The organism is Streptomyces sp. NPDC018263, assembly GCF_055562575.1.
On the sequence record NZ_JBVHFA010000007.1, the window covers coordinates 325852 to 339440 of the forward strand.

Below are 13589 nucleotides of genomic sequence, written 5' to 3' on the forward strand. Positions count from 1 at the left end.
TAACTTCACAGGCGCTTCACACCTGTGATGCACCGTCACGAAGTGAAATGGCCGAAGAATCATGACGATCCACCGGTCTAGGCCCTCGCGGCACAGACATTTCCGGATCGGACGCGGCACCCGCTGGAGCGCGGCTGTCATGTCCCTGACGTTGAGCATCACCCTGCTCGACACCGCCTACGTGGCCGCCGCCGCTTCCGCGCAGCAGTCCCGGCCCGCCGAGACGGCGAAGAAGCCGGCCGCCACCCAGGCGCCGGACCTCCCGTCGGCACGGGTCGCGGCCCGGCTCTCGGGCAAGCGCGTGGAAGCCCTGTCCGAACGGACGGAGACCTCCACCACCTGGGTGAACAAGAACGGCTCACTCACCACCGAACTCACCGCAGGACCCGTCCGGTTCAAGGACCCCGGCACCGGCAAGTGGCGCGGCGTCGACCTGGACCTGGTGCATGACGCGAACGGCGACATCGAGCCGAAGGCCCACCCGCGCGGCCTGCGCCTGGCCGGCCCCACCGGCATTGCGCCCAAGTCCCTGACCGGCAAGGCGACTTCGGCCAGGACCACCGACCTCGTGACCCTCGGGAACGGCGACCGCGAGGTCACGCTCCAGTGGAAGGGCGCGCTGCCGAAGCCCGCTCTGAAGGGCAACCGGGCCACCTACCGGGACGCGGTACCCGGCGGTGACATGGTCGTTACGGCCACCCGCACCGGATTCGAGCAGTTCGTCAACCTCAACACCCGCCCCGATCACGGCGGTTACCACTACACCCTGCCGCTGAGGGCGAAGGGTCTCAAGGCCGCCCAGCAGAAGGACGGCAGCCTGCTCCTCACCGACAACAAGGGCAGGAAGCAGGCGGTCATGCCCGCCCCGGTGATGTGGGACGCCCGTGTCGACCCCGTCTCCGGGCTGCACACCCACCGCGCACCGGTCAAGCTCACCGTCCGGCGGACCCACGGCGCGCTGGACCTCACCTTCACCCCGGACGCGAAGTTCCTGGCCGACCCGGCGACCACCTACCCGGTCACGGTGGACCCCTCGACCACCGCGCTGTCCAGCGTCTTCGACACCTACGTCCAGCAGGGCGAGACCGTCGACTGGTCCGGTGACGTCGAACTCGACCTCGGCAACCCCGGCACCAAGAACGGTGACGGCACCCCCCGTACCGCCCGGTCCTTCATCACCTGGAACACCGCGCCCATCAGCGACTCCCTGGTGTCGAACGCCAAGCTGAGCCTGTGGAACTTCCACTCCGGCAACACCGACTGCAAGAACTACCCCTGGGACGTGTGGGACACCGGCAAGGCGTCCACCGCCTCCCGCTGGACGGCCCAGCCCGCCTGGAACCAGAAGGCGGCCACCTCCAGCGAGACCCGCGGCAACCCCGGCTGCGCCGCCGCGCCGGACGGCTGGGTCAACGCCGACGTGACCACGCTCGTCCAGAACTGGGCCTCCGCCAGGAACACCACCAGCGGCATGGGCCTCCAGGCACCCGACGAAGCCTCCACCCTGCAGTGGAAGCGGTTCAACTCGGCCAACGCAGCCTCCAACGTGCCCAAGCTGACGGTCACCTACAACTACCGGCCCAAGACCGGCACCGACCAGCAGGCCGGGCCCCCGTTCTTCAAGGGCACCAACGGCACCTGGTACGTCAACACGACCACGCCGACGCTCACCGACACCTTCGTGGACGTCAACAACGACACCGTCGACGGCACCTTCCAGATCTACGACGCGGCCACCAACACCCAGGTCGGCAACGTCCTGGTGTCGCCGTACGTGCCCAGCGGGCAGCCCGCCTCGGTGACCGTCCCGGCCGGGGTGCTCACCGACGGCAAGACCTACAAGTTCCGTACCAGCCCCTACGACGGCACCCACTACAACCTGGGGTGGTCGTCCTGGGCCACGTTCACCGTGGACACCACCGCGCCCTCCGCGCCCACCTCGGTGACCTCCACCGACTATCCGGCCAGCGGCTGGGTCAAGGGCGTCGGCCAGGCCGGTGACTTCACCGTCACGCCCCCTTCGGGCGACCAGAACGGCGTCGAGTGGTCGCTGGACGGTGTCACCTGGACCCAGGTGCCCACCGGCGGCACCACCACCCCGGTGAAGATCACGCTGAAGCCGGACACCGCGGGCACCAACGTCCTGTCGGTGCGCACCACGGACAAGGCGGAGAACAAGTCCGACCCCGTCGTGTACACCTTCCACGTCGGACCCGGCGGCGTCACCAGCCCCCGCAACGGCACCCGCACCGCGGCCCGCGTGCCGCTGACCGCCGAGGCGGACGGCAGCCGGTTCACCGGGGTGTCCTTCGACTGGCGGCGCGGTGACGACGCGGCGTGGACCCCGGTCCCGGCCGCCGACGTCACGGTGGGCGGCCAGCCGCTGTCCTCCTGGCCGGCCCCGCTGACCTCGGGCAAGAGCGCCAAACTGACCTGGAACGCCACCACCACGGTCACGCCCGACGGCACCGTCCAGCTCCGCGCCGACTTCACCGGCTCCGGCGCCCCGGCCTCCTCCGACGCCATCGAGGTCGTCGTCGACCGCAACGCCGACGGCGCCGCGACCGAGGACGTCGGACCGGGCTCGCTCAACCTGCTGACCGGCGACTACACCCTGTCCGCGACCGACGCCTCGTTCTTCGACATGTCGGTCCAGCGCACCGCCTCCTCCCGCACCCCGCAGGCCGGCGGCGACGACGACCAGGCGCCCGTCTTCGGCAAGGAGTGGGTGTACGGCGCCGCCTCCGACCAGGTCGACACGCCGTTCTCCTACCTGCGCAAGACCTCCGCGACCTCGCTGAGCGTGGTCTCCGCCGCCGACGGCTCGGAGATCCACTTCACCTCCGCCGAGAGCGGCACGGACTGGACGCCCGAGCCGGGAGCCGAGGACTACACGCTGACGGGCTCCTTCTCGGGCGGCTTCAGCATCGAGACCAGCGACGGCCAGATCACCACGTTCGTCCGCACCACGGCCACCAGCACCACCTGGCAGGTGCGGACCTCCTACACCGAAGGCGTCGCCGACTCCACCACGACGACCGTGTCCGAGCCGGTGACGGTCGGCGGGGTGCAGACCGCCCGGCCCAAGTACCTGATCGCGCCCACCTCGGCGGTACCGGCGGCCACCTGCCAGGCGACCCCGTCCACCAAGGGCTGCCGCGTCCTGGAGTTCGGGTACGCCACCACGACCACCGCGACCGCCACGGTCCCCGGTGACGTGAAGGACCAGGTCGCCTCGCTCAAGCTGTGGTCCACCGCGCCGGGCGCCGCCTCCGCGACCGCCACCACCGTCGCCGCCTACCGCTACGACGGCTCCGGCCGCCTGGTGGAGTCCTGGGACCCGCGGATCTCCCCGGCGCTGAAGACGGTGTACGGCTACGACTCCACCGGCCGCGTCACCACCCAGACCCCGCCCGGCCGGCTCCCGTGGACGTTCACCTACGGGCAGGCCGGGTCCAACCCGGCGGCCGGTGACGGGATGCTGCTGAAGGTCTCCCGCGCCACGCTCACCCCCGGCAGCGCCACCCAGACCAACGGCACCGCCGAGACGAACGTCGTCTACGGCGTCCCGCTCAGCGGGGGAGCGGCACCGGAGGACCTGGGCGCCGCCGCGCTCGCCTCATGGGGCCAGAGCGACCTGCCGACCGACGGCACCGCCGTCTTCCCCGCCGACCAGGTGCCCGCGAGCCACGACGGACCGTCCCTGACGTCCGGCTCCTACACCCGCGCCGACCTCCACTACCTGAACGCCTCCGGCCGCGAGGTCGACCGGGCCGCACCCGGACACCGCATCGGCGTCACCGAGTACGACGGGTACGGCAACACCGTCCGCAGCCTCACCGCGGGCAACCGTGAACTGGCGCTCGGCACCACCGCCGACCAGCGCACCCAGCTCACCGCGCTCGGCATTAACGCCCTGTCCTCGGCCGAACGCGCCCAACTGCTCTCCGCCACCTCGGTGTTCAGTGCGGACGGCGTCCGGGAGACCGACACCTACGAGCCGCTGCACCAGATCACCCTCGCCGCGGACCTGGTGAGCGGCACCACCACACTCGCCACGGCCGGCACCCGGCTGGCCGCCCGCGCCCACACCGTCCAGGAGTACGACACGGGCCGGCCCACCGACGGCTCGGCGATCGTCCAGGACCAGGTCACCAAGTCCACCGTGGGTGCCCAGCCGCGCTCCTGGCCGACCCTGACCGCCGACCCCCGCGTCACCTCGTACGCGGTCGACTGGGCCAAGGGCCAGCCCACCGGGACCACGCAGGACCCCGGCGGACTCGACATCACGTCCACCACCGCCTACGACGCCCAGAACCGGGTCTCCGCCACCGCCCAGCCCGCCTCCAGCGGCAGCGACGCCGGAACCACCCGGACCACCTACTACACCGCGACCGGCACCGGCACCTGCGGCAACCGGCCCGAATGGGCCGACCTCGTCTGCCAGACCGCGCCCGCCGCGGCGATCACCGGCGGCGGCTCCAACCCGGCCGCACTGCCCACCCGCACCTTCGAGTACGGGCAGTACGGGCAGGCCGTGAAGGTCACCGAGACCGCCAACGGCGTGACCCGCACCGTGAGTTCCGGCTTCGACACGGCCGGCCGCGCCACCACCCTCACCACCGCGGGCGGACTCGGCGCCGCCGCACCGGCGAGCACCACCTCCTACGACCCCGCCACCGGCCTGCCGGTCAAGGTCACCTCCACGAGCGGCGGCACGATCACCGAGGCGTACGACGCGCTCGGCCGGCGCATCTCCTACACCGACGCCGACGGCGGCACCACCACCACGGCCTACGACGCCCTGGACCGGCCGGTCACCGTCTCCGACAGCGTGCCCTCCACCACCACCTACACCTACGACACCGGCATCGACCCGCGCGGCCTCGCCACCTCCGTCACCGACTCGGTGGCGGGCACCTTCTCCAGCCGCTACGACGCGGACGGCGCCGTCACCACCCAGACGCTGCCCGGCGGCTACACCATGGCCCAGACCACCGACCCGACCGGGGCGCAGACCGCCAAGGTCTACACCCGCACCTCGGACGGCACCGTCCTGGTCTCCGACAGCGTCACCCTGACCGTGCACGGCCGGCGCGCCACGCACACCGGCACCCCCGGCGTCACCGCCTCGCAGAGCTTCACCTACGACGCGGCGGGCCGCCTCACCCAGGCCCAGGACACCAGCACCGACGCCTACTGCACCACCCGCACCTACACCTTCGACAAGAACAGCAACCGCAAGACGCTCGCCACCGCCGTCGCTCCCGTCGGCGCCGACTGCACCACCTCGGGGGCCACCACCAAGAGCTACACCTACGACAGCGCCGACCGGCTGGTGAACTCCGGCTACGTCTACGACGCGTTCGGCCGCACCACCACCAGCCCCGGCACCACGCTGGCCTACTTCGCCAACGACATGGTCCAGCAGATGACCTCGGGCGCCCGGCGCCAGACCTGGACCCTGGACTCCACCCAGCGACTCCGCACCTGGACCGAGGAGAGCAACGCCTCGGGCACCTGGACCCAGAGCGCCGCGAAGGTCAACCACTTCGGCGGCGACGAGGACAGCCCCCGCTGGATCGCCGAGGACACCGCGGGCGCCGTCACCCGCAACGTCACCGGCACCGACGGCGACCTGGCGGCCACCAGCACCAAGACCGGCGGTGTCGTCCTCCAACTGGCCAACCTGCACGGCGATGTCACGCTCCAGCTCCCGGCCGACCAGGGCATCGCCCCGACCGTGCTGGACGCCGACGAGTACGGCAACCCGCGCACCGGCCAGCCCGCCGCCCGCTACGGCTGGCTCGGCGGCAAGCAGCGCTCCGCCGAGACCGTCAGCGGCATCGTGCTCATGGGCGCCCGGCTCTACGACCCCGCCACCGGCCGCTTCCTCTCCGTGGACCCGGTACGCGGGGGCAGCGCGAACGCCTACGAATACGCCGGCGGCGACCCCGTCAACAGCTACGACCTGGACGGGCGTTGCAACAAGGAGTGCCACGAGGTCCGGGCGTGCATGAGCCTCGGCTACTCCAACTGCGTGTTCGTGATGTACCTGTCCGGCGTGCTGTCCTGGAACATCAAGGGCAACCGCGGCCGCCGCAACGCCGTACGCCACTTCATCTGGCAGGCCAGCCTCACGTACTTCTTCGGCTGGAACGCGGCGGAGCGGATCGGCAACGCCCATGAGTGGGGCGAGCGTTGCCCCCGGCACGGGCGGTGCGACACCCGCGTCGACCAGCACAACAACCGGGTCGCGCGGATCTTCGAGTCCAGCAGCTACAACCGGAGGCAGACCCGGTACTGGCTGAACAGGGGCCTGCTGCTCCAGTATCTCTACCAGGTCGGCAGCTACCTCTTCCGTTACGGCTACCTCTGGGGATAGCCGCTCGCGGCGCACCCCGGTGACACCCTCGCGCCGGTGCGCTCCCGCCTTGCCGGAGCGCACCGGCGCTCGTCAGATCCCGTTCCCAGGAGCAGAGTTGTCCCCCACCGTCCCCCCTCTCTTCCGCCACACCGCCCTCGCCGCCGTCCTTCTGCTGCCCGCGGCCCTGCTCAGCGGATGCTCGCTCGTCGGCAGCGGCGCGAGCTGCGACGGCTCGGATGCCGCGCGCAAGGACCTCGCCGCCCAGAAGGTGCTGTCCTCGCCCCCCGCCGGCGCCGCCGACCCCGCCAACTACCGTGGCGCGGGCGTCTCCACGGGCTGTGACGACGACAGCGCGGGCCCGGCCTGGCTGCACGCGGACCGTGTCTACGCCTTCTCCGGCACCCGCCAGGCCGTCATCGACCACTACACCCGCACCGCCGCCGCACAGGGCTGGCACACCGGACCCGCCCCGCACACCGGTGCCGCCTGCTGGACCCGGACCGACGACGGACGCCACCTGGTGCTCGACGTCGACTTCCAGCTCGGCGCCTGGTCACCCGCCCCCGCCCCCGGCAAGGGCCTCGCCTACGAGGTGACGGTCGGCTCCAACGCCGACGGCAGCGCGGCGGGGGCGAGCTGCACCGACTAACCCCCTACCCGGCGAAGATCAACCGTGCTACCAAGAACCATGCCTGCACACGAGGGAACCCGGACCTACGACGCCGTCATCGTCGGAGGGGGACACAACGGACTGGTCGCGGCCGCCTACCTGGCCCGCGCCGGGCGCTCGGTCCTGCTGTTGGAGCGGCTCGGGCACACCGGGGGCGCCGCCGTGTCGAGCAGGCCGTTCGCCGGGGTGGACGCACGGCTGTCGCGGTACTCGTACCTCGTCAGCCTGCTGCCGGACAAGATCGTCCGGGATCTCGGGCTGGACTTCCGGGTGCGGGGGCGGACCATCTCCTCGTACACCCCCGTCGAGCGCGGCGGGCGGGCCACCGGCCTGCTCGTCGGGGGCGGCGAGGAGCGCACCCGGCGCGCCTTCGCCGAACTGACCGGCGACGAGCGCGAGTTCACCGCCTGGCAGCGCTTCTACGGGATGACCGGCGAGGTCGCCCGGCAAGTCTTCCCCACCCTCACCCAACCGCTGCCCACCCGCGCCGAACTGCGGGCCCGCGTCGATGACGAGGACGCCTGGCGGGCCCTGTTCGAGGAGCCGATCGGGGTCGCCGTCGAGGAGAACTTCCACGACGACCTGGTCCGGGGCGTCGTCCTCACCGACGCGCTGATCGGCACCTTCGCCGACGCCCACGACCCCTCCCTCGCCCAGAACCGCTGCTTCCTCTACCACGTCATCGGCGGCGGCACCGGCGCCTGGGACGTGCCCGTCGGCGGCATGGGCGCCCTCACCGACGCCCTCGCGGCGGCGGCCCGCGCGGCCGGGGCCGAGATCGTCACCGGGCACGAGGCCGTCCGTATCGACACCGACGGCCGCACCGCCGAGGTCACCTACCGCACCGCCGACGGCGAAGGCGTCGTCGCCGCCCGGCACGTCCTGGTCAACGCCTCCCCGCGCGAACTCGCCGCCCTCACCGGCGACGCGGCGCCCGAGCCCGCCGAGGGCGCCCAGCTCAAGGTGAACATGCTGCTCAAAAGGCTGCCCCGGCTCAAGGACAGCTCCGTCGACCCGCGCGAGGCGTTCGCCGGGACCTTCCACATCGCCGAGGGCTACCGCCAGCTCGCAACCGCCCACGCCCAGGCCGCCGCCGGTGAACTCCCCGCCGCCCCGCCCTCGGAGATCTACTGCCACTCCCTGACCGACCCCACCATCCTCGGCCCCGACCTCGCCGCACGCGGCTACCAGACCCTCACCCTCTTCGGCCTGCACACCCCCGCCCGCCTCTTCGCCCAGGACAACGACGCGGTACGCGAGGAACTGCTGAAGGCCACCCTCGCCCAGCTCGACGCCCACCTCGCCGAACCCCTCGCGGACTGCCTCGCCACCGACGCCGACGGCCGTCCCTGCATCGAGGCCAGGACACCGCTCGACCTCGACCGCGACCTCGGCCTGCCCGGCGGCAACATCTTCCACCGCCCCCTCACCTGGCCCTACGCCCAGGACGGCACCGGTCGCTGGGGCGTGGAGACCCGGCACGCAGGCGTCCTCCTGTGCGGCGCGGGCGCGGTGCGCGGCGGCGGGGTCAGCGGGGTGCCGGGACACAACGCGGCGATGGCCGTGCTGGGGGAGTGACCCCGGCCGCAGAAGATCTTGACCTCGGGACCGGCCGGCCCGAGGATCGGCTCTCATGACACAGGGACACGGCAGCACCGTCGACGGGGTGCTGCGCCGCAGCGCCCGCCGCACCCCGGCACGCGTGGCGCTGAAGTACGGCGACCGCACCTGGACCTACGCGGAACTGGACGACGCCGTCTCCCGCGCCGCCGCCCTGCTGCTGGCCCAGGGTCTCCAACAGGGCGACCGGGTCGCCGCCTACGGCCACAACTCCGACGCCTACCTCATCGCCTTCCTCGGCTGCGCCCGCGCGGGCCTCGTCCACGTCCCGGTCAACCAGAACCTCACCGGCGCCGACCTCGCCTATCTGCTCGACCAGTCCGGCAGCGCTCTCACCCTCACCGACCCGGCCCTCACCGGCCGGCTCCCGGCCGGCACCCGCACCCTCCCGCTGCGCGACGCCGACGGCTCCCTGCTCGCGGGGCTGGCCGGCACCGAGCCGTACGACGGGCCCGAGCCGCGCACCGAGGACCTCGTCCAACTGCTCTACACCTCCGGCACCACCGCGCTGCCCAAGGGCGCGATGATGACCCACCGGGCGCTGGTCCACGAGTACCTCAGCGCGATCACCGCCCTCGACCTGAGCGCCGGCGACCTCCCCGTGCACGCGCTGCCGCTCTACCACTCGGCGCAGACGCACGTCTTCCTGCTGCCCTACCTCGCGGTCGGCGCCACGAACACGATCCTCGAAGGCCCCGACGGCGACCGCCTCCTCGACCTGATCGAAGAGGGCCGCTGCGACAGCCTGTTCGCGCCGCCCACCGTGTGGATCGCGCTCGCCGGCCGGCCCGACTTCGCCGACCGCGACCTGAGCGGCCTGCGCAAGGCGTACTACGGCGCCTCGGTCATGCCGGTGCCCGTACTGGAGAAGCTGCGCGAACGGCTGCCGGGGCTGGCCTTCTACAACTGCTTCGGGCAGAGCGAGATCGGCCCGCTCGCCACCGTCCTCGCCCCGGACGAGCACAAGGGGCGCCTCGACTCCTGCGGCCGCACCGTGCTCTTCGTCGACGCCCGCGTGGTGGACGAGGAGGGCACGGAGGTGCCCGACGGCACCCCCGGTGAGATCGTCTACCGTTCACCCCAGCTCTGCGAGGGCTACTGGGACAAGCCCGAGGAGACCGCCGACGCCTTCCGCGACGGCTGGTTCCACTCCGGCGACCTCGCGGTACGCGACGCCGACGGCTACTTCACGATCGTGGACCGGGTGAAGGACGTCATCAACTCCGGCGGCGTGCTGGTCGCCTCCCGCCAGGTCGAGGACGCCCTCTACACCCACGACGCGGTCGCCGAGGCCGCCGTGATCGGGCTGCCCGACGAGCGCTGGATCGAGGCCGTCACCGCCGTCGTCGTGACCCGCGACGAGGTCACCGAGGACGCGCTGATCGCCCACGTCCGCGAGCGGCTCCCCGCCTTCAAGGCCCCGAAGCGCGTGCACTTCGTGGACGGCCTCCCGCGCAACGCCAGCGGCAAGATCCTCAAGCGCGAGCTGCGCGACCGGCTCGGCTAGCGCGGGCGGAGGTCCACGATGCGGCGGATCTTGCCCACCGAGCGCTCCAGCGACTCCGGCTCCACGATCTCCACGGACACCGACACCCCGATGCCGTCCTTCGCCGCCGCCGCGATCGACCGGGCCGCCGCCTCCCGCATCTCCGGCGTGGCACCCGGACGCGCCTCCGCCCGTACGGTGAGCGCGTCCATGCGCCCCTCCCGCGTCAGCCGGAGCTGGAAGTGCGGCGCCACACCGGGGGTGCGCAGCACGATCTCCTCGACCTGGGTCGGGAACAGATTGACCCCGCGCAGGATCACCATGTCGTCGCTGCGCCCGGTGACCTTCTCCATCCGCCGGAACACCCGCGCCGTGCCCGGCAGCAGCCGGGTCAGGTCCCGCGTCCGGTAGCGGACGATCGGCATCGCCTCCTTGGTGAGCGAGGTGAACACCAGCTCGCCCCGCTCGCCCTCCGGCAGCACCTCACCGGTGACCGGGTCCACCACCTCCGGATAGAAGTGGTCCTCCCACACATGCAGACCGTCCTTGGTCTCCACACACTCCTGCGCCACGCCCGGACCGATCACCTCCGACAGGCCGTAGATGTCCACGGCGTCGATGGCGAACCGCTCCTCGATCTCCCGCCGCATGCTCTCCGTCCACGGCTCCGCCCCGAACACCCCCACCCTGAGCGAGGTGGAGCGCGGGTCCACGCCCTGCCGCTCGAACTCGTCCAGCAGCGTCAGCATGTACGAGGGGGTGACCATGATGACGCCGGGCCCGAGATCCTGGATCAGCCGCACCTGGCGGGACGTCATGCCCCCGGACGCGGGCACCACCGTGCAGCCCAGCCGCTCGGCGCCATAGTGCGCGCCCAGTCCTCCGGTGAACAGCCCATAGCCGTACGCCACATGGACGATGTCGCCGGGCCGTCCGCCCGCGGCCCGGATCGAGCGGGCCACCATGTCCGCCCACACCGAAAGGTCGTTGTCGGTGTAGCCCACCACCGTGGGCAGCCCCGTCGTCCCACTGGACGCGTGCAGCCGCCGCACCCGCTCGCGGGGCACCGCGAACATCCCGTACGGGTAGTTCGCCCGCAGGTCCGCCTTGGTGGTGAAGGGGAAGTGCGCGAGGTCGGCGAGCGAGCGGCAGTCCTCGGGGCGCACCCCCGCCTTGTCGAAGGACTCCCGGTAGAACGGCACGTGGGTGTAGGCGTGCCGCAGCGAGGCGCGCAGCCGCTCCAACTGGAGCGTCCGCAGTTCCTCGGGCCCGAGCCGCTCGCCCGCGTCCAGCAGGTCCGTCTCCTCCGCCATCGGGGCATCCCCTCGCACACGACACGCGTCACGACACGCAATACGGACGACCGATCATTCGGTCGATCTTGCCGAGGCCAGTAATTCAGGCCGCCGGGCCCCGGGCAAGAGGCAGGCGCGGATTTTTCCGTGCGCGACCCGCCGCCCGCGTACACCCGCCCGCCACAAGGTCCCCCTCACGTGGCCTGTCCGGCGTCCTGGCCGGTCGCTAGGCTGAGCCGCGGACGACGTAATGGGAGGAGCACGGACGTGGCCGAGAGCACCATCCAGCAGCAGTCGCTCACGGGCTGGGACAAGCCGGAACTGGACCTCAGCGGGGCCGAGTGGCAGTCCAGCAGCGGAGGCCGGGGCGACGTCCAGATCGCCTTCGTCGAGGGCTTCGTCGCGATGCGCAACAGCCGCCGCCCCGAGAGCCCCTCCCTGATCTTCACCCCCGCCGAATGGGGCGCCTTCGTCCTGGGGGCCCGCGAGGGCGAGTTCGACCTCACCTGACGCACCGGGCGGACCCGCGCCGGAGCCGACCGGGGGTGTTCCGGCCGCGATTGCCCAACACGCGCCCCGCGCCGCCCCCGGCCGAGCGCCGCCTGAGCGAGGCTGGCCCCGACGACAGGGCCGCCCCGGCACGGGGGGAGGCCGCGTCCCGGGAGGTGAGAACGATGAGCGCTGTGCCGGTCATCGCCGCGGTCGACGGTTCCGAGGACAGCCTGCGCGCCCTCGACTGGGCCCTGGAGGCCGCCCGCCGCCGCGTCGCACCGCTGCGCGTGGTGCATGTGCGCCAGTACGCCGCCTGGGGCCAGGCCGACATCCTCGTCGCCGGACCGCCCGACGACAGCGGCGACCCCGTCCTGGACGAGGTCCGCGACCGGCTCGCCGGCCTGCCCGACCTGCCCACCGTGGAGTACGTCGCCGTCGAGGGCGTGCCCGGCGCGGTCCTGCCCGAACTCGGCGCCGACGCCCAGTTGCTGGTCCTCGGCTCGCGCGGCCGGGGCGGCTTCGCCAGCCTGCTGCTCGGCTCCAACTCCGTCGCCGCCGCCCGCGACACCGCCTGCCCGGTGGTGGTCGTCCCCCGCCCCGGCCGCGAGGTGCACGCCCAACCCCCGGCCGGGCCCGGACGCCGGGTCGTCGTCGGACTGCACGTCGACAGCCCCGACGACGGCGTCCTCGGCTTCGCCTTCGCCGAGGCGTCGCTGCTCGGCGCCCGCCTCCAGGTGATCGCCGCCTACCCGTGGCCCGTACAGACCTGGTCCGCCCCCGGCCAGCTCGTGCCGCCGCCCATCGACCAGGTCGCCGTGGAGAGCGAGACCCGCGTCCTCGCCGAGGGCTTCCTCGACCCGCTGCGCGCCCAGTACCCCGGCGTCGACGCGCAGGCCGAGGCGCTGCCGGGCGACGCCGCAGGGCACCTCGTCGCCCTCTCGGCCGGCGCCGATCTGGTCGTCGTCGGCCGCCACCGGCGGCGGCTGCTCGCACCCACCCGCATGCTCGGCTCGGTCACCCAGGCCGTCCTGCTGCACGCCGCGAGCCCCGTCGCCGTCGTACCCTCCGGCCCCGCCGGGGAATGACCCCGCACCGGGCCGTGCCGCGAGGGCTCCCGCACGCCGCCGGGGCCGTCCGGGCACGTACCATTGGCGGCATGTCGTTCCTCCGCCGCCGCAGCGCCACTCCCGCCGGACCAGACTTCGACGTGCTGGCCATGGACCCCGGCGACTGGCCCGGCAACCTCGGCGCGGGCCTGCTGCCCGCCCCCGACGGAAGCTGCCAGGGCGTCTTCCTGCGCTACGACCTGTTCGGCGGCCGTGGCCCCGCCATGATCATCGGCAACCTCCCCGAGGGCTCCCCGGCCCGCGAGACCGCCGAGGGCGAGATCCCCTTCGAGGTCGCCCAGCTCCTGCTGGCGCTGGACAACGAGGAGGAGGTCACCGTCGTCGGCTCCGAGGACACCCCCGTCCTCCAGGGCGACAACCTGCTGATCGTCCGCCGCCTCAAGCTCTCCGAGGGCCGGATCTCCTGCGTGCAGTTCGACCGCAGCGACGGCGTCCTGGTGACCATCGCCGCCTGGGACCGCCCCATCACCGACGACCTGTACGCCCTGCTGAAGCCGCTCCCGGCGGAGCTGTTCCAGCAGGGCTGAGGCCG

At 72.6% G+C, this 13589-nt stretch carries 8 protein-coding genes; 7 read left to right on the top strand and 1 reads right to left on the bottom strand.

The features are described from left to right. Positions 1 to 139 precede the first annotated feature (139 nt). The 4 genes from ACZ3HQ_RS22025 to ACZ3HQ_RS22040 all read left to right on the top strand — a co-directional run bounded on the left by ACZ3HQ_RS22025 (position 140) and on the right by ACZ3HQ_RS22040 (position 10164). Positions 140 to 6385: a DNRLRE domain-containing protein gene (locus ACZ3HQ_RS22025; RefSeq protein ID WP_467513293.1), complete on the top strand. Its 6246-nt coding sequence runs from the start codon at positions 140 to 142 to the stop codon at positions 6383 to 6385. Between the two features lie 97 nt (positions 6386 to 6482). Next, positions 6483 to 7016, top strand: coding sequence for a hypothetical protein (locus ACZ3HQ_RS22030; protein ID WP_467513295.1), 534 nt, complete (start codon positions 6483 to 6485; stop codon positions 7014 to 7016). Between the two features lie 39 nt (positions 7017 to 7055). Further along, complete coding sequence (locus tag ACZ3HQ_RS22035; protein ID WP_467513296.1) at positions 7056 to 8615, top strand: phytoene desaturase family protein; 1560 nt, start codon at positions 7056 to 7058, stop codon at positions 8613 to 8615. 55 nt (positions 8616 to 8670) lie between these two features. Continuing rightward, positions 8671 to 10164: an acyl-CoA synthetase gene (locus ACZ3HQ_RS22040; RefSeq protein WP_467513298.1), complete on the top strand. Its 1494-nt coding sequence runs from the start codon at positions 8671 to 8673 to the stop codon at positions 10162 to 10164. On the opposite strand, the gene paaK is transcribed toward ACZ3HQ_RS22040, so the two are convergent. Then, positions 10161 to 11456, bottom strand: coding sequence for a phenylacetate--CoA ligase PaaK (gene paaK, locus ACZ3HQ_RS22045; protein WP_467513299.1), 1296 nt, complete (start codon positions 11454 to 11456; stop codon positions 10161 to 10163). The genes ACZ3HQ_RS22040 and paaK overlap by 4 nt on opposite strands. A gap of 249 nt (positions 11457 to 11705) precedes the next feature. Between paaK and ACZ3HQ_RS22050 the strand changes: the two genes are divergently transcribed. From ACZ3HQ_RS22050 to ACZ3HQ_RS22060, 3 genes are all read left to right on the top strand, one after another. Further along, positions 11706 to 11948, top strand: coding sequence for a DUF397 domain-containing protein (locus tag ACZ3HQ_RS22050; RefSeq protein ID WP_350907846.1), 243 nt, complete (start codon positions 11706 to 11708; stop codon positions 11946 to 11948). Between the two features lie 164 nt (positions 11949 to 12112). Further along, positions 12113 to 13015 carry a universal stress protein gene (locus tag ACZ3HQ_RS22055; protein ID WP_467513301.1) on the top strand — a complete coding sequence of 301 codons (903 nt, stop codon included), beginning with the start codon at positions 12113 to 12115 and terminating at the stop codon, positions 13013 to 13015. 71 nt (positions 13016 to 13086) lie between these two features. After that, positions 13087 to 13584 (top strand): hypothetical protein, encoded by a 498-nt coding sequence (locus tag ACZ3HQ_RS22060; RefSeq protein ID WP_086695114.1) that lies wholly within the window; start codon positions 13087 to 13089, stop codon positions 13582 to 13584. Positions 13585 to 13589: the final 5 nt, after the last annotated feature.

What these genes read in the sequence shown, in the direction of transcription:
- ACZ3HQ_RS22025 (WP_467513293.1), top strand. Translation starts at nt 140, where the DNA reads ATGTCCCTGACGTTGAGCATCACCCTGCTCGACACCGCCTACGTGGCC.
- ACZ3HQ_RS22035 (WP_467513296.1), top strand. Translation starts at nt 7,056, where the DNA reads ATGCCTGCACACGAGGGAACCCGGACCTACGACGCCGTCATCGTCGGA.
- ACZ3HQ_RS22060 (WP_086695114.1), top strand. Translation starts at nt 13,087, where the DNA reads ATGTCGTTCCTCCGCCGCCGCAGCGCCACTCCCGCCGGACCAGACTTC.
- paaK (WP_467513299.1), bottom strand. Translation starts at nt 11,456, where the DNA reads ATGGCGGAGGAGACGGACCTGCTGGACGCGGGCGAGCGGCTCGGGCCC.
- ACZ3HQ_RS22055 (WP_467513301.1), top strand. Translation starts at nt 12,113, where the DNA reads ATGAGCGCTGTGCCGGTCATCGCCGCGGTCGACGGTTCCGAGGACAGC.
- ACZ3HQ_RS22040 (WP_467513298.1), top strand. Translation starts at nt 8,671, where the DNA reads ATGACACAGGGACACGGCAGCACCGTCGACGGGGTGCTGCGCCGCAGC.